General features: G+C 70.3%; 14 protein-coding genes. 9 read left to right on the forward strand and 5 right to left on the reverse strand.

What is annotated here, in order from left to right; all coding sequences use genetic code 11:
- The first annotated feature begins 114 nt into the window (after positions 1–114).
- Complete coding sequence (gene proS, locus DFP88_RS09115) at positions 115–1,452, forward strand: proline--tRNA ligase (protein ID WP_110814103.1); 1,338 nt, start codon at positions 115–117, stop codon at positions 1,450–1,452.
- A 193-nt stretch (positions 1,453–1,645) separates the two neighbouring features.
- On the forward strand, positions 1,646–2,278 hold the full coding sequence (locus DFP88_RS09120; protein ID WP_110814104.1) for a LysE family translocator: 633 nt from the start codon (positions 1,646–1,648) through the stop codon (positions 2,276–2,278).
- A gap of 102 nt (positions 2,279–2,380) precedes the next feature.
- On the opposite strand, the gene DFP88_RS09125 is transcribed toward DFP88_RS09120, so the two are convergent.
- Positions 2,381–3,136, reverse strand: a complete 756-nt coding sequence (locus tag DFP88_RS09125; RefSeq protein WP_110814105.1) for a siderophore-interacting protein — start codon at positions 3,134–3,136, stop codon at positions 2,381–2,383.
- Between the two features lie 174 nt (positions 3,137–3,310).
- Between DFP88_RS09125 and DFP88_RS09130 the strand changes: the two genes are divergently transcribed.
- The 5 genes from DFP88_RS09130 (at position 3,311) to DFP88_RS09150 (ending at position 8,299) form a co-directional block, all read left to right on the forward strand.
- Complete coding sequence (locus tag DFP88_RS09130; protein WP_110814106.1) at positions 3,311–4,024, forward strand: ThuA domain-containing protein; 714 nt, start codon at positions 3,311–3,313, stop codon at positions 4,022–4,024.
- Positions 4,025–4,166: 142 nt separating this feature from the next.
- On the forward strand, positions 4,167–5,471 hold the full coding sequence (locus tag DFP88_RS09135; protein ID WP_110814107.1) for an ABC transporter permease: 1,305 nt from the start codon (positions 4,167–4,169) through the stop codon (positions 5,469–5,471).
- On the forward strand, positions 5,464–6,153 hold the full coding sequence (locus DFP88_RS09140) for an ABC transporter ATP-binding protein (protein WP_110814108.1): 690 nt from the start codon (positions 5,464–5,466) through the stop codon (positions 6,151–6,153). The genes DFP88_RS09135 and DFP88_RS09140 overlap by 8 nt, the downstream gene beginning before the upstream one ends.
- A 64-nt stretch (positions 6,154–6,217) precedes the next feature.
- A complete protein-coding gene (locus tag DFP88_RS09145) occupies positions 6,218–7,654 on the forward strand; it encodes an MATE family efflux transporter (RefSeq protein WP_110814109.1) in 1,437 nt (478 codons plus the stop codon).
- Between the two features lie 36 nt (positions 7,655–7,690).
- Positions 7,691–8,299 carry a DedA family protein gene (locus DFP88_RS09150; protein WP_110814110.1) on the forward strand — a complete coding sequence of 203 codons (609 nt, stop codon included), beginning with the start codon at positions 7,691–7,693 and terminating at the stop codon, positions 8,297–8,299.
- A 14-nt stretch (positions 8,300–8,313) separates the two neighbouring features.
- Here DFP88_RS09150 and DFP88_RS09155 read toward each other — a convergent pair whose 3' ends face one another.
- From DFP88_RS09155 to DFP88_RS09165, 3 genes are all read right to left on the reverse strand, one after another.
- Complete coding sequence (locus DFP88_RS09155) at positions 8,314–8,517, reverse strand: twin transmembrane helix small protein (RefSeq protein ID WP_110814111.1); 204 nt, start codon at positions 8,515–8,517, stop codon at positions 8,314–8,316.
- A 62-nt stretch (positions 8,518–8,579) separates the two neighbouring features.
- The gene (locus DFP88_RS09160) at positions 8,580–9,404 is read right to left on the reverse strand and encodes an SDR family NAD(P)-dependent oxidoreductase (RefSeq protein ID WP_110814218.1); all 825 of its coding nucleotides are present in this window, start codon (positions 9,402–9,404) and stop codon (positions 8,580–8,582) included.
- Positions 9,405–9,539: 135 nt separating this feature from the next.
- Positions 9,540–10,079 carry an SH3 domain-containing protein gene (locus DFP88_RS09165; protein WP_110814112.1) on the reverse strand — a complete coding sequence of 180 codons (540 nt, stop codon included), beginning with the start codon at positions 10,077–10,079 and terminating at the stop codon, positions 9,540–9,542.
- A gap of 110 nt (positions 10,080–10,189) precedes the next feature.
- On the opposite strand from DFP88_RS09165, the gene DFP88_RS09170 reads away from it, so the two are divergent.
- Together DFP88_RS09170 and DFP88_RS09175 are read left to right on the forward strand one after the other, a co-directional pair.
- Positions 10,190–12,496 carry a DNA topoisomerase IV subunit A gene (locus DFP88_RS09170; RefSeq protein WP_110814113.1) on the forward strand — a complete coding sequence of 769 codons (2,307 nt, stop codon included), beginning with the start codon at positions 10,190–10,192 and terminating at the stop codon, positions 12,494–12,496.
- A gap of 91 nt (positions 12,497–12,587) precedes the next feature.
- Positions 12,588–13,463, forward strand: a complete 876-nt coding sequence (locus DFP88_RS09175; RefSeq protein ID WP_110814114.1) for an NAD(P)H-binding protein — start codon at positions 12,588–12,590, stop codon at positions 13,461–13,463.
- Between the two features lie 81 nt (positions 13,464–13,544).
- On the opposite strand, the gene hemE is transcribed toward DFP88_RS09175, so the two are convergent.
- A complete protein-coding gene (gene hemE / locus DFP88_RS09180; protein WP_110814115.1) occupies positions 13,545–14,570 on the reverse strand; it encodes a uroporphyrinogen decarboxylase in 1,026 nt (341 codons plus the stop codon).
- Between the last annotated feature and the right edge of the window lie 54 nt (positions 14,571–14,624).

Raw genomic sequence — 14,624 nt, forward strand, 5'->3', positions numbered from 1 at the left:
CGGCCCTCTGCGCAAGGGCCATGCAAAGGTCGGGTGGCGCGCCGTCGCTTGTCAGCCATGCCGGGCTGCCATACGACGGTGCGGACCTTTCAGCCCCTGACCCGGAGTGCATCCATGCGCCTCTCCCGCTACTTCCTGCCCGTGCTCAAGGAGACGCCGGCCGAGGCGCAGATCGCCTCGCACAGGCTGATGCTGCGCGCCGGGATGATCAAGCAGGCCAGCGCGGGCATCTATTCCTGGCTGCCGCTGGGCCTGAAGGTGCTGCGCAACATCGAGCGCATCGTCAACGAGGAGCAGGAGCGCGCGGGCCATGTCCCGCTTCTGATGCCGACGCTGCAGGGCGCCGATCTCTGGCGGGAATCGGGCCGCTACGACGCCTACGGCGAGGAGATGCTGCGCATCAAGGACCGGCAGGGTCGCGAGATGCTCTATGGTCCGACCAACGAGGAGATGATCACCGACATCTTCCGCAGCTACGTCTCGTCCTACAAGGACCTGCCGCTGACGCTGTACCACATTCAGTGGAAGTTCCGCGACGAGATGCGGCCCCGCTTCGGCGTCATGCGCGGGCGCGAGTTCCTGATGAAGGACGGCTACAACTTCGACCTCGACTACGAGGCGGCGATGGTGGCCTACGATCGGCACATGGTCAGCTACCTGCGCACCTACGAGCGGATGGGCCTGCAGGCGATCCCGATGCGCGCCGATTCGGGCCCCATCGGCGGCGAGGACACGCATGAGTTCCTCGTGCTGGCCGAAACGGGCGAGAGCGAGGTCTTCTACGACAGCGCCATCCTCGACCTGAAGCTGGCAGATCGCGCGGTGGATTACGACGATGCGGCGCAGCTTGCCTCGATCCGCTCCGAGTGGACCACGCCCTATGCCCGCACCGACGAGACGCATGACGAGGGCGTCTTCGCCGAGGTCCCCGAGGAGCGGCGCCGCACCAGCCGCGGCATCGAGGTCGGGCAGATCTTCTACTTCGGCACCAAGTATTCCGAACCCCTCGGCGCCATGGTCGCCAACGAGAAGGGTGAGCGGGTGCCGGTACACATGGGCAGCCACGGCATCGGCGTCAGCCGTCTGCTGGGCGCGATTATCGAGGCCAGCCACGACGACAAGGGCATCATCTGGCCCGAGGGCGTGACGCCCTTCCACGTCGGCATCGTCAACCTGCGGCAGGGCGACGCCGCCTGCGACGCCGCCTGCGCCGAGATCGAGGCGCAGGTCGCCGCCAAGGGGCTGGAGCCGCTTTACGACGACCGCGACGAGCGGGCGGGGGCCAAGTTCGCGACGATGGACCTGATCGGCCTGCCCTGGCGCATCACTGTCGGCCCCCGCGGCATCGCCGCCGGCAAGGTGGAGCTGACCTCGCGCCGCACCGGCGAGAGCGAGGAGATGACGGTGGAAGAGGCCGTGACGCGCCTCGCCGCGATCTACGCGGGTCACTGACCCGAATTCATCCTTGCACGACGAAGGGGCGCAGCCGTCAGGCCGCGCCCTTTATTTGTGACCATCGGCGCGGCTAAGGCCGCCGTCTGCAGCCGCCGGGATGCGCCCCCGGGGCGGAGGCTGCCCGCTAGAGGGCTTTACCGGTCATGCATCTCGTGGCTGGCTTACCGGGATCACTCCCGGGGAGGCCACCATGGACATCGACATCTGGCTCGCATTCACCGCAGCCTCGATCGCGCTTCTGCTCATACCGGGGCCGACGGTCCTGCTGGTTCTCAGCTATGCGCTGAGCCAGGGCAGGCGCGTCGCCCTTGCCACTGTCGCGGGTGTCGCATTGGGCGACCTGATCGCGATGACGGCCTCGCTCGCCGGGTTGGGCGCGCTGGTCCTCGCCTCTGCGGCCTTGTTTACCATTCTGAAATGGCTCGGGGCGGTCTACCTCGTGTATCTCGGGGTCAAGCTTTTCCGCAGCGCCCCCGATGCACGTCTGGGCGCGGCCCAGGATCTCCAAGACGGGGAGCCATTGAAGGTTTTCGGCCACGCCCTGACCGTGACGGCGCTGAACCCGAAGTCGATCGTGTTCTTCATAGCCTTCGTGCCGCAGTTCATCGTCGCTGGCGCGCCGCTCGTCCCGCAATTCGCGATCCTGATCGCGACAATCGTCGGCCTTGCAGCCGCCAATGCCCTGGCCTTCGCGCTTCTGGGGGACAGCTTGCGGCGCCGTTTCGCGTCACCCTTCGTGCTGCCGGCCCTATCGCGCCTGGGAGGGGCGGCGCTGGTTCTCATGGGGCTGGCGACGGCCGCGTTCAGAAAGGCCACGACCTGATCGTCGGCGCTGTCTGTCGCGCGGGTTGGTTGCCGGGCAAGGCGGGCGACTAAACCATTGGGAAGACAGAGCCCCGGGCGGCCGAGGACGAACGGCCGCTTCCTACCCCGCGCCGATGGCCTTGTCCGAGGTGTCGGCCTTGCCCTGCGTCCAGTAGCCGGCGGCCTTCATCCATTGCAGCGGCTGCCCGGCCTCGAGCAGCGCCTCGCGCAGGGCGCGGGCCACGCCGGCCTCCGCGGCGATCCAGGCGAAACGCCCCTCTTCGGGGGCCAGCGTCCCGGTTGCCGCCAGCAGCGGCGCGGGATCGGCGGCCGCCTCCAGCGGGCGATGCAGCCAGCGCAGGTCCAGATCGGCCTTCGTGTCGAACAGCTGCTCGTCCTCGGGGCCGGTAACGGCGACGAGGGCGGTGACCTTCGTGCCCGCGGCGGCCTCTTCGATGAAGCGGCCGATGGCGGGCAGGGCGGTCTCGTCCCCGATCAGCAGCCAGCTCCCGACCTCCCCCTCGATCACCTGCGATCCGCGCGGACCTGCCACCGTCAGCGCATCACCCGGCCCGGCCATGCGCGCCCAGTCTGCCGCCGGGCCGCCGTCGTGATCGACGAAATCCAGCACCAGCCGCCCGGCGGCGCGGTCGACGCGGCGGGGCGTGTATTCCCGCAGCACAGGCTCGCCCGCAGCCTGCGGCAGCACCAGCTTGCAGTGATCGTCGAAGGCCGGAGAGGGGAAATCCGCCATTTCCGCGCCCTGCAGCGTCACGCGGATCATCGCGGGGCTCAGGCGCTGGACCTGCGTCACGGTCAGGTGGCGCCGCTTCAACTCGTGGCGCTCGCGCCGGATGGTGGGAGGAGTCTGGGTCATGCTGCATCCTTTCGGGGGCATGGTGGCGCCGCGGCGCGCTGCATCCGCTGGCTGGTCCGCGCGGGCGCTGGACTGGCTCCGGCTGCGTGACTGCCGAAGGCCTGGCGCGGGGTCAAGCTGGCGTTGACCCTGCCGCGCCCCCGGCGCACCCTCCGCGCCGGGAAGGAGACCCATATGAAAGCACTGATCACCTGGGGCGGCTGGGAGGGGCATCAGCCCGACCAGGTCGCCGCCTTGTTCCACGAGATGCTGACCGCCGAGGGCGTGGAGGCCGAGGTTACCGACAGCCTTGAGGCCTTCGACGATGCCGAGCGCCTGCAGGCACTGGACCTGATCGTTCCGGTCTGGACCATGTCCGAGCTGACGAAGGAGCGCGCGCAGAACGTCTCGGAGGCCGTGGCCCGCGGCACCGGCCTTGCCGGCTGTCACGGCGGCATGTGCGACGCCTTCCGCGAGAACACCCTGTGGCAGGCGATGACGGGCGGCAACTGGGTCATGCACCCGGGCGGCGACGGCGTGCGCCACAGGGTCGAGATCGCCGGCAGCCACGGGCTGACCCAGGGAATCGAGGATTTCGAGGTCGAGACCGAGCAGTATTACCTGCACGTCGATCCGGCCAACGAGGTGCTGGCGACCACGAGCTTTCCCGTCGTGCCGTGGTACCACGCGGCCAACGGGCCGGTGACGATGCCGGTCGCCTGGATCCGCCGCTGGGGTCTGGGCCGCGTCTATTACAACGCGCTGGGCCACCATCGCGATGTGATCGACAATGACCCCCCGCGCGAGATGCTGCGCCGCGGCCTGCTCTGGGCGGCCGAGGGCAAGGCGGCTGCCGCGGGGCAGGACCTCTCGGCCTTCGTCTCGGACCGCGAGGGCAACAACTACTGAGGGCGCGCGCGGCGGCTCTTCACGGGTCGCCGCGCTGCCGCCAGCACTCTGGCGCGGCGGGCCACCGCCGCCCACCGGCGCGTGACTTGACCCCGCCGGGCCGCCGCCGCATGCAGGCGCGAGTTTCATGAACGGAGCGCGCATGGCCACGCCCCCCTTCGCCGGTTTCGAATGGATGATCGCCTGGCGCTACATCCGCGCCCGCCGCGCCGAGGGCGGGGTCAGCGTGATGACCTGGATCAGCCTCGTCGGCATTACCCTTGCCGTCTTCGCGCTGATCGCCACGCTGGCCGTCCGCTCGGGCTTTCGCGACGAGTTCGTCAACACGATCGTCGGCGCCAATGCCCATGTGACGGTCTATCAGAACACGATGATCCCCGGCACCGACCGGGTGACGCGGCTGATCACGGACTACGGCCCGATGACCGAGCGGATCGAGGAGGTGCCCGGCGTGATCCGCGCAGCGCCCCTCGTGCGCAGCCAGGTCATGGCCAGCTGGCAGGACCGCAACGCCTTCACGGAGGTCTTCGGAATCACGCCCGAGGCGCTGTCCGGCGTGCCGCGCATCGCCAATTCGGACATTGCCGAAGGGGACTTTGCCGATTTCGGCGCCCGCGCCGGCGAGGATGCTCCGGGCGGCATCGCCATCGGCAGCGGCGTGGCGAACGCGCTCGACATCGACATCGGCGACACGGTGCGGCTGACCTCGCCCAACGGGGCGCGCACGCCCGCCGGCACCAGCCCGCGCGTCTCGGCCTATCCGGTGGCCTATATCTTCACCGCCGGGCGCTACGACATCGACCAGACGCGCATCTACATGCCGCTTGAGGATGCGCAGTACTTCTTCAACCGCGACGGCGTCGCGGACGAGATCGAGGTCATGGTCGAGGACCCCGAGGCGGTCGACCAGCTGGCCCCGCTGATCCGCGATGCCGCGGGCGAGGGTGCCTTCACCTGGACCTGGCGCGACAGCGCGGGCAGCTTCCTGCAGGCGCTGACGGTCGAGGACAACGTGATGTTCGTCATCCTCTCGATCCTCGTGCTGATCGCCAGCATGAACATCATCTCGGGCTTGATCATGCTGGTGAAGAACAAGGGACGCGACATCGGCATCCTGCGCACCATGGGCCTGACCGAGGGGGCGATCCTGCGCATCTTCTTTATCTGCGGCGCGGGGATCGGCACGCTGGGCACCCTGCTGGGGCTGATCCTTGGCTGCGCCTTCGCGATCTGGATCGACCCGATCTTCGCCGCCGTGAACTACCTCTCGGGCGGCGGCGTCTGGGATCCGTCGATCCGCGGCATCTACGCGCTGCCCGCCAAGCTGGAGCTGGGCGATGTCCTCTCGGCCGTGGCGCTGAGCCTGGGGCTGTCCTGGATCGTCACCATCTTTCCCGCCCGCCGCGCGGCGCGGATGAACCCGGTCGAGGCGCTGCGCTATGAATGACGAGGCACATGCCCTGGCGCTGGGCGGGCTGACCAAGGTCTACAACGCCGGCCAGCCGAACGAGATCGCGGTGCTGCGCGGCGCCGATCTGACCGTCCGGCGGGGCGAGGTCGTCGCCCTCGTCGCGCCCTCGGGCGCCGGGAAATCGACGCTGCTGCATATCGCCGGCCTGCTGGACAAGCCCGACGCGGGCGCGGTGGCGATTGGCGGGCGCGATGCGACGGGCCTCTCGGACCGCCAGCGCACCGCCGTGCGCCGGTCCGAGGTCGGCTTCGTCTACCAGTTCCACCACCTGCTGCCCGAGTTCACAGCGCTGGAGAACGTCGTGCTGCCGCAGCTTGCGAACGGCACCCCGAGGGCCCAGGCCGAGGCGCGGGCGCGCGATCTTCTGGGCCGCGTGGGCATCGAGGCGCGCGGCGATCACCGCCCCGCGGCCCTTTCGGGCGGAGAGCAGCAGCGCGTCGCCCTGTGCCGCGCGCTGGCCAATGCCCCGGCGCTGCTGCTGGCCGACGAGCCGACCGGCAACCTCGATCCCGAAACCTCGGAGCGGGTCTTTGCCGCGCTGATGGACCTCGTGCGCGGCACCGGCCTCGCTGCGTTGATCGCCACGCACAACCTCGACCTCGCGGCGCGGATGGACCGGCAGCTGCGGATGGACCAGGGGCGCATCACGCCGCTTTGAGGGGGCGGGCACGGCGTCACGGCCCGCTCTGGACGCGGCGTCAGACTGCGTTTAGGGCCGGCCCATGACCAGCGCCGCCCCCCAGTCCCCCCTTCCGCCGCCGGCCCGCGGGTTGCGCGGCCAGATCGCCACGCTGATGGTGCTGGCGGTGCCGCTGATCGGCTCGAACCTGGCGCAGATGGCGGTCGGGATCACCGACACGGTCATGCTGGGCTGGTACGACGTCACCGCGCTGGCCGCCGTTACGCTGGCCAATTCGGTCTACTTCCTGATCTTCCTCGTCGGCTCGGGCTTTGCCTGGGCGGTGATGCCGCTGGTCGCCGAGGCCGCCGAGTCCGGGGACGAGCAGCAGGTCCGCCGCGTGACCCGCATGGCGCTGTGGCTGAGCCTGGCCTATGCCGCGATCTTCATCCCGCCGTTGATGATCTCCGAACGGATGTTCCTGGCCATGGGGCAAGAGGCCGACGTCTCGGCCCTGGCGCAGGACTACCTGCGGATCAACGGCTTCGCGCTGGTGCCGGCGCTGGTCGTGGTGGTGCTGAAATCCCTTCTCTCGGCGGTGGAGCGGGCGGGGATCGTCCTTTGGGCCACGCTCGCGGGCGCGGCGGTGAATGCCGTGGCGAACTACGCGCTGATCTTCGGCAACTGGGGCGCGCCCGAGCTGGGCGTGCGCGGCGCAGCGATCGCCTCGCTCTCGGTCGGGGTGGTGCAGGCGGCGCTGCTGGCGCTCTACGCGATCCGGCGGTTGCCGCAGTTCGACCTCTTCCGCCGCCTCTGGCGGCCCGACTGGCCGGTGCTGGGCCGCGTGCTGCGGCTGGGCGCGCCGATCGGCCTGACCAGCTTCGCCGAGGCCGGGCTCTTCAGCGCTTCGGCCATCATGGTGGGCTGGATCGGTGCGGTGCCGCTGGCCGCCCATGGCGTCGCCATGCTGCTGACCGGCGCCGCCTTCATGCTGCAGGTCGGTCTCAGCCAAGCGGCGACGGTCCGCGCGGGCCGGGCGCTGGGACGGGGCGATCCGGCGGGCCTGCGCAGCGGCGCCCGCATCGCGATCCTGATGTGCCTCGTCTTCGCGCTGGCCAGCGCCGCGCTGTTCCTGGCGGCGCCAGAGCTGCTGATCATGGGCTTTCTCGACCGGGCGGAGCCTGCGGCCCCGCTGGTCATGGCCGCCGGCGTGACGCTGCTGGCCGTGGCCGCCCTGTTCCAGGTGGTCGACGGGATGCAGGCGCTGGCGCTGGGCCTGCTGCGCGGCATCCAGGACACCGCCGTGCCGATGGTGCTGGCCAGCATCAGCTACTGGGGCATCGGCCTGCCGGTGGGCTACCTTCTGGGCTTCCCGCTGGGGCACGGCGCGCCTGGGGTCTGGTTCGGCCTCGTCGTCGGGCTGGCCTGTGCCGCGGTGCTGCTGATGGCGCGGTTCTGGTGGCTCTCGGCCCGCATCCCGGTCACGCCTGTCCCCCCCGGCGGGACCGCCCCGCCGGCAAACGCCCGTCCCTTGGCCTAGACAGCCCCCTTCGGCAGCTTAATTAAAGAGGTCATCATGTTCGACTTCATCGCAAACTGGATCGCGGCCGGCGGCGCCCTTGGCGTCGGCGCCCTGATGTTCCTCGAGAATGTCTTTCCGCCCATTCCGTCGGAGCTCGTGATGCCCCTGGCCGGCTACAACGCCGCCAGCGGCACGCAAAGCGCCGTACTGGCCTTTGTCGCCGGGGTCGTCGGCTCGGTCCTCGGCGCCTGGATCTGGTACGAGATCGGGCGCCGCTTCGGCCGCGAGCGGCTGCTGCGGCTTATCGACCGGCACGGCCGCTGGCTGACCCTCAGCCGCGCGGATGTCGAGCGGACGCTGGCCTGGTTCGACCGGCATGGCAGGCTCGCCGTCTTCTTCGGACGCATGGTGCCGACGATCCGCACGCTGATCTCCGTCCCCGCCGGGCTGCAGGGCATGTCGCTGCCGGCCTTCTTCGTCTATACGACCGCCGGAAGCACGATCTGGGTCGGCGCGCTCTTTGCCGCCGGCTACCTGCTCGAGGCGCAGTACGAGCGCGTGCAGGCCTGGCTCAACCCGGTGACCACGCTGCTCGTCGTGCTGATCGTTGGCGCCTACCTCTATCGCCTCGTGACGGGCAAAGGGCGCGGCGACCGCGCGTGACGGCGACCGGGTCGTCAGCCGTTCTGCCGCAGCGCGACCAGAAGCAGGATCAGCCCCACGGCGATGGCCTGGGCGACGATGCGCAGGCGCATGATCTTGTTGGCGTTGCGGCGGTTGTACTCGCCGCCGCGGCCGAAGCTGCCGATGCCGAACAGCAGGATCACCGCGACCGCGGCCACCGAGAGAACGACAAGGATGAACAGCGGATCGCCAGCCATGGCCTCACTCCCTTTTCACCCCCTCTAGCAGCCGCGGGGGCCCGGCAAAAGCGGCCTTGGCCTCAGCTTCCCGAGAGGACCCGGTCCAGCGCCGCATCGGGCAGCGCGCGCCGCATCAGGGCGGCGGCCTTGGCGGGCAGGGTCACGCGGTAGCGGGCGCGCGGGCGGCGCGCCTCCAGCGCCCGGCGCAGGACCTGCGCCGCGGCCTCGGCAGGCAGCTCCCAGCGGTCGGCGCCGCCCTCGTAAAGCCGGTGCAGCAGCCCCTCGTAGTCCCGCGCCCGCGCGCTGCCGCGCCAGTCGATCCAGCGCTCGAACTGCGGGATCGCGTTTGCGCGCATGCGGCTGCCGATCGGGCCAGGCTGCAGCAGCACCACGTCGATGGGCTGGCCCCGCATCTCGAGGCGCAGCGTGTCCGTCAGCCCCTCCAGCGCGTATTTCGACGCGGTATAGGCGCCGCGCCAGGGTGCCGCGACATAGCCCAGCACCGAGGAGCAGTTGACGATCCGCCCGTGCCCCTGCGCCCGCATCACTGGGATCACCTGCCGGGTCAGGGCATGCCAGCCGAAAAGGTTCGTCTCGAAGATCGCCCGCAGGGCCTCGGTGGGCAGATCCTCGACGGCGCCGGGACAGGCGAAGGCGCCATTGTTATAGAGCGCATCGAGCCGCCCGCCGCTGGCCTTGAGCACGGCGGCGAGGGCTTCGGCGATGCTGCCCTCGTCGGCGTAATCGAGGCGCGGCGCCTCGAAGCCCTCGCTCCGCAGACGCGCGCAATCGGCTTCCTGCCGGCAGCTGGCAAAGACCCGCCAGCCCGCGCGCCGCATCTCATGCGCTGCGGCATGGCCGATCCCGGAGGAGCAGCCGGTCATCAGGATCACGCGGTCCACCATGTCTCGGCCATGCCGCATGGGCGCCGCCCGGACAAGCGAAAGGCGACCCGCCCGGGCCGCCCTGTTCATCTTCTCTTTCTCAAATATCCCGGGGGGGCGAGGCGCAGCCGAGCGGGGGCTGGCCCCCATCCTCCGTCAACCCTCGAGCGGGGCGGTCAGGCGTTCGGCCATCCAGCCGGTGGCACCGCTGCCGACGACCTCCACGCGCACCCAGCCGGACTCGCTGTCGAGGACGCGCATCTGCGTGCCGCCGTCGAGCGTGGCGAGAACGGGGTAGCCGGTGCTCGGCCCCTCGCGCATGTTGACGCGCGATCCGGCGATCTCGACCAGCGGCAGCGGCGCGGCCTCGGTCGCCTCGGCCTCGGCGGGGGCGGTCAGCTGCTCTTCGGCGGGCGCGGCGGCCTCGGCTTCGGCCACGGCCTCGGCGCTGCTGGGCGCCTCGGGCTGGTAGGCGGCCTGCACCACGGCGGCGGTCCCGGCGTCGGTGGCGGCGCCGGTGCCGCGTCCCTCGGGCGCGGCCAGCGCGGCGGCCAGCGTGCCGATGTCCGGAATGTTGACGCCCAGCTCCTCGCGGGCCTGGGCGGCGGTCACTTGCGGTTCGAAATCCTCGCCGCCGGACATTTGCCAGAACAGGCCGGCCAGCAGCAGAAAGGTGGCGGGGATATAGGTCTTCATTTTCGGGCTCCCTGAGGGGAAAAGATCGGGCTGGCGGCGGGATCCCGCTGCCTAGGTTGCCTGTCCAACGGCAGCTTTACGCTGGCGGTTCCCGGTCTTATGGAAGGCCGATGCCCGATACGCCCGACGATCTCGATCCCGCCGCCCTTCCCGACCTGTCGGAGCCGCTGCGCCGCGCCATCGGCGAGCGCTATCTCAGCTACGCGCTCTCGACGATCATGAACCGCGCGCTGCCCGATGCCCGCGACGGGCTCAAGCCGGTGCATCGCCGGATTCTCTATGCCATGCGGGAGCTTCGCCTGACTTCGACGGGCGGTTTCCGGAAGTCGGCGAAGATCAGCGGCGACGTGATGGGGAACTACCACCCGCACGGCGATGCCGCGATCTACGACGCGATGGCGCGGCTCGCGCAGGACTTCAACGTCCGCTATCCGCTGGTCGACGGGCAGGGCAACTTCGGCAATATCGACGGCGACAATCCGGCCGCCGCGCGGTACACTGAAGCCAGGCTGACACCAATGGCCGAGGCCCTGATGGAAGGGCTGGCCGAGGATGCGGTGGATTTCCGCCCGAACTACGACGGCACGCTTAGCGAGCCGGTGGTTCTGCCGGCGGCGATCCCGAACCTTCTGGCCAATGGCGCCAGCGGCATCGCCGTGGGCATGGCGACGAATATCCCGCCGCATAACCTGCACGAGCTGGTCGAGGCCTGCCTGCACCTGATCAAGTCGCCGAACGCCACCGACGAGAAGCTGGTGGAGCTGGTGCCCGGCCCCGATTTCCCCACCGGCGGCGTGCTGGTCGAGCCGCGCGAGAGCATCCTCGAAAGCTACCGCACCGGGCGCGGCAGCTTCCGCCTGCGCGCGCGCTGGGAAAGAGAGGACCTTGGCCGGGGCCTCTGGCAGATCGTCGTCACCGAGATCCCCTACCAGGTCGCGAAATCCAAGCTGATCGAGCGCCTCGCCGAGGTCATCCAGACCCGCAAGGTGCCGCTGCTGGCCGATGTCCGCGACGAGAGCGCCGCCGACGTTCGCATCGTGCTCGAGCCGAAGTCGCGCACGGTCGAGCCCGAGATGCTGATGGGCATGCTCTTCCGGTCCACCGATCTCGAGATCCGCTTCGGGCTGAACATGAACGTGCTGATCGACGGGCTGACGCCGAAGGTCTGCAGCCTGCGCGAGGTGCTGCGCGCTTTCCTCGACCACCGGCGCGACGTGCTGCTGCGGCGCAGCCAGCACCGGATGGAAAAGATCGATCACCGCCTCGAGGTGCTGGAGGGCCTGATCACCGCCTTCCTCAACCTCGACCGGGTCATCGACATCATCCGCTACGACGAGGATCCCAAAGCCGCGCTGATGCGCGAGGACTGGTCGCTGGATCATCCCCGCGCGATGACCGAGGCCGCCTATGTCTCGCCCGCCGAGGGGCCGGGCGAGCTGAGCGAGGTTCAGGTCGAGGCGATCCTGAACATGCGCCTGCGCTCTCTGCGCCGGCTCGAGGAGATGGAGCTCAAGCGCGAGCAGGATGCCCTGATGAGGGAGCGTGCCGACCTCGAGGACCTGCTGGCCAGCGAGGATCGCCAGTGGAAGGCGATCTCCGACCAGCTCCGCGAGACGCGCAAGGCCTTCGGCCGCGACGCCCCCGGCGGCGCCCGCCGCACCGGCTTTGCCGAGGGGACGGAGCTGCCGGACGTGCCGATCGAGGCGATGATCGAGCGCGAGCCGATCACGCTCGTCCTGTCCGAGATGGGCTGGATCCGCGCGATGAAGAACCACATCCCGCTGGATCAGGAGCTGAAGTACCGCGACGGCGACAAGGGCCGCTTCGTGCTGCATGCCGAGACGACGGACAGGCTGCTGGTCTTCGGCTCGAACGGGCGTGTCTGGACGGTCTCCTGCGCCAACCTGCCCGGCGGGCGCGGCATGGGAGAGCCGCTGCGCCTGATGGTCGACATGGCGAACGAGACACAGATCGTCGCGGTGCTGCTGCACCGCCCCGACACCAAGCTGCTGCTGGCCTCGAGCCTCGGGGACGGCTTCGTCGTCTCCGAGGACGAGGTGCTGGCCCAGACCAAGGCCGGCAAGCAGGTGCTGAACGTAAAGGCGCCCGGCGCCCTGAAGATCGTGCACCGCATCGCCGGCGACCGGATCGCCGTGGTCGGCGACAATCGCAAGATGCTGGTCTTCCCGGTCTCCGAGCTGCCCGAGATGCAGCGCGGCAAGGGCGTGCGCCTGCAGCGCTACAAGGACGGCGGCCTGAGCGATGCGACGACCTTCGACAGCGCCAAGGGCCTGAGCTGGCATGACGCCGGCGGCCGCACCCGGACCGAGCCGGATCTGACCGACTGGTCCGGCCCGCGCGCCGGCGCCGGCCGCATGGCGCCCCGCGGCTTCCCGCGGGACAACCGCTTCAACTGACGCCCCGAGGCGCCTTGATCGGGCGGGAGAGGCGGTTACCTGCCAGCCTGAGGGCGCGGCAGGCGCCGCCCCCGCGAGACAGGAGCGCGCCATGATCATCGTCACCGGAGCCAGCGGCCATCTTGGCCGCGCCACCGTCAGGGCCCTTGCCGCGCGCATGGAGCCGGCACGCATCGTCGCCACCTGCCGCGAGCCGGAGCAGGCCGCCGATCTGCAGGCGCTGGGCGTGACGGTGCGGCATGGCGATTTCGACAACCCCGGCAGCCTCTCCGCCGCCTTCGAGGGCGCGGAGCAGGTGCTGATCGTCTCGTCCAATGCCGCCGCTTTCGGGGGCGATCCGCTGGCGCAGCACCGCGCCGCGATCCATGCGGCGAAGGAGGCCGGCGCCCGGCGCGTCCTTTACACCAGCCACATGGGGGCCGGCGCGGCCTCTGCTTTTCCCCCGATGCGGGATCACGCGGCAACCGAATCGATGCTGCAGTCGAGCGGCCTTGCCTGGTGTGCCCTTCGCAACGGCGTCTATGCCTCGAGCGGCGTGGATTTCCTGGGCGATGCGCCGCGGACCGGGCGGCTGACGGCGCCGGAGGACGGGCCGGTCTCCTGGACCGCCCATGCCGATCTCGCCGAGGCCGCCGCCGCCGTGCTCGCCGACGAAGGGCGTTTCGAGGGGCCGACCCCGCCGCTGGTGGGCGCGGAGGCGCTGGACCTCGGCGGGCTTTGCGGGATCGCCTCGGATCTTCTGGGGCGGGAGGTCCGGCGCGAGACGGTGGCCGAGACGGTGCTGCGCGAGGGGTTGCGCGCCTCTGGCGTGTCGGAGGCGGCGGTGTCGATGGTGCTGGGCTTCTACATCGCGGCCGGAAACGGGGCCTTTGCCAGCAACGATACGACGCTCGAGGAGCTGATCGGGCGCAGGCCCGTGCCGATGCGGGACGTCATGGCGCGGGCGCTTCTGCGACGCGCGGGTTGACGCGGGGGAGGGGGGCTGCCGCCCCCGGCCGCTGGCGCGGCCTCTCCCCGCGAGTATTTTTCGGAAACATGAAGGGGCGCGTCAGGCGCTGCGCACGGCCTCGATCATCCGGGTGACGTTCTCGGGATCGGCATCGGGGGTGATGCCATGCCCGAGGTTGAAGATATGCGGCCCGCCTCTCAGGGCGCGGGTGATCTCCTGCGCCTGGCGGGTCAGTTCTTCTCCGCCCGTGACGAGGAGGTGGTTGGGCAGGTTGCCCTGGACGCAGGCCAGCGGCTGCAGGTGTTCGGCGGCCCATGCGGCAGTCACGCCCTCGTCGATGGCGATGCCCGCGGCGCCGATCGCCTCGGCCGCCTGCGGGAAGCGGGTGCCGGCGCCGCGCGGGAAGGCGATGACGGGGACCTGCGGATGGCGCGCCTTCAGCGCCTGCGTGATCCGGGCGGCGGGGGCGAGGGCGTAGCGATCGAAATCATCGCCCTGAAGGCTGCCGGCCCAGCTGTCGAAGAGCTTCACCACCTCGGCCCCGGCCTCGATCTGCGCCGAGAGGTACTCGATCGTCGCCTCGGTCAGCCGCTCCATCAACGCGTCGAAGACCTCCGGCGCCTCGGCCTTGAGGGCATGGGCGGGGCCCTGATCGGGGGTGCCGCGCCCGGCGATCATGTAGGTCGCCACGGTCCATGGTGCCCCGGCGAAGCCGATCAGGGTGCAATCCGCGGGAAGCTCGGGCTTCACCGTCCGGAGCGTCTGGTAGACCGGGGCGAGGTGGTCGTGGATCGCCCCGGCGGGCTTGAGCGCGGCGACCTGATCCGGCGTCGTGGTGGTCGAAAGGCGCGGCCCCTCGCCGGTGACGAACCAGAGATCCGCCCCCAGCGCCTGCGGCACCAAGAGGATATCGGCGAAGAGGATCGCGGCATCGAAGCCGTAGCGGCGAATCGGCTGCAGCGTCACCTCTGCCGCCAGTTCGGGCGTGTAGCACAGCGACAGGAAGTCGCCGGCCTTCGCGCGGGTGGCCCGGTATTCCGGCAGGTACCGCCCGGCCTGGCGCATCATCCAGATCGGCGGGGTGGGCAGGGTCTCGCCGGCGAGGGCGCGCAGGATCGGTTTCATGGCGCCTCCCTGTCCTTCGGGGCGGGGCGCGTCAAGCCGTCCGGTTGCCGCGCC

The organism is Pseudoroseicyclus aestuarii (assembly GCF_003217255.1).
GTDB lineage: Bacteria > Pseudomonadota > Alphaproteobacteria > Rhodobacterales > Rhodobacteraceae > Pseudoroseicyclus > Pseudoroseicyclus aestuarii.

What these genes read in the sequence shown, in the direction of transcription:
- proS (WP_110814103.1), top strand. Translation starts at nt 115, where the DNA reads ATGCGCCTCTCCCGCTACTTCCTGCCCGTGCTCAAGGAGACGCCGGCC.
- DFP88_RS09120 (WP_110814104.1), top strand. Translation starts at nt 1,646, where the DNA reads ATGGACATCGACATCTGGCTCGCATTCACCGCAGCCTCGATCGCGCTT.
- DFP88_RS09125 (WP_110814105.1), bottom strand. Translation starts at nt 3,136, where the DNA reads ATGACCCAGACTCCTCCCACCATCCGGCGCGAGCGCCACGAGTTGAAG.
- DFP88_RS09130 (WP_110814106.1), top strand. Translation starts at nt 3,311, where the DNA reads ATGAAAGCACTGATCACCTGGGGCGGCTGGGAGGGGCATCAGCCCGAC.
- DFP88_RS09135 (WP_110814107.1), top strand. Translation starts at nt 4,167, where the DNA reads ATGGCCACGCCCCCCTTCGCCGGTTTCGAATGGATGATCGCCTGGCGC.
- DFP88_RS09140 (WP_110814108.1), top strand. Translation starts at nt 5,464, where the DNA reads ATGAATGACGAGGCACATGCCCTGGCGCTGGGCGGGCTGACCAAGGTC.
- DFP88_RS09145 (WP_110814109.1), top strand. Translation starts at nt 6,218, where the DNA reads ATGACCAGCGCCGCCCCCCAGTCCCCCCTTCCGCCGCCGGCCCGCGGG.
- DFP88_RS09150 (WP_110814110.1), top strand. Translation starts at nt 7,691, where the DNA reads ATGTTCGACTTCATCGCAAACTGGATCGCGGCCGGCGGCGCCCTTGGC.
- DFP88_RS09155 (WP_110814111.1), bottom strand. Translation starts at nt 8,517, where the DNA reads ATGGCTGGCGATCCGCTGTTCATCCTTGTCGTTCTCTCGGTGGCCGCG.
- DFP88_RS09160 (WP_110814218.1), bottom strand. Translation starts at nt 9,404, where the DNA reads ATGGTGGACCGCGTGATCCTGATGACCGGCTGCTCCTCCGGGATCGGC.
- DFP88_RS09165 (WP_110814112.1), bottom strand. Translation starts at nt 10,079, where the DNA reads ATGAAGACCTATATCCCCGCCACCTTTCTGCTGCTGGCCGGCCTGTTC.
- DFP88_RS09170 (WP_110814113.1), top strand. Translation starts at nt 10,190, where the DNA reads ATGCCCGATACGCCCGACGATCTCGATCCCGCCGCCCTTCCCGACCTG.
- DFP88_RS09175 (WP_110814114.1), top strand. Translation starts at nt 12,588, where the DNA reads ATGATCATCGTCACCGGAGCCAGCGGCCATCTTGGCCGCGCCACCGTC.
- hemE (WP_110814115.1), bottom strand. Translation starts at nt 14,570, where the DNA reads ATGAAACCGATCCTGCGCGCCCTCGCCGGCGAGACCCTGCCCACCCCG.